The organism is Vibrio sp. YT-19(2023) (assembly GCF_033337395.1).
Map to the genome: position 1 here is coordinate 1 of NZ_JAWOQN010000929.1, position 559 is coordinate 559.

The window sequence follows — 559 nt, forward strand, 5'->3', positions numbered from 1 at the left end:
GTTCTACGCGTATCTGTCGGGTTGGACGGCACAAGGATTCGATTTTGAAACCGTCAAAGAAGTGCTGAGTAATAGTCCGTTTCATGCCACCTATTACCATTTAGGCTTCTTCTATTACTTTATTCCACTGTATTTCGTGATTCCTCTATTCCAATGGATGGCACGTAATGTCGATGACAATGTCCTCTATACCTATCTGGCTTTTTGGATGTTCACTAGCACGTTATTCCTGTTCAAGATTGATGGGCCATGGAGTAACCAAATGTGGCTCTTTATGGGCTATCTGCCTTTGGGTTATGTACTATTTCAAAAAGTGCCACTAAATCGTTCTATGGTGACGTTGTTCACTGGGTTTGGATTGGTGGCGTTAGCCGTGACATTCACCATGGTGGTGACCAACAGTTTGGAAGCGGAGAAATACACCGTAGGGCGTTGGTTGTCATACAAAACATTGAACGTGATTTTGGCGGCATCGATGATTTTTATGCTGTGTCGGTATTTTGGGGAAGGGTTGCCGAAGAACGTGCAGAAAGTGGTGAGTTTTATCAGCCAGCACAGC

General features: G+C 44.4%; 1 protein-coding gene. It reads left to right on the forward strand.

From position 1 onward, the window contains the following. On the forward strand, positions 1 to 559 hold a 559-nt coding region (locus tag R7E78_RS29245), incomplete at both ends, for an acyltransferase (protein WP_411913787.1).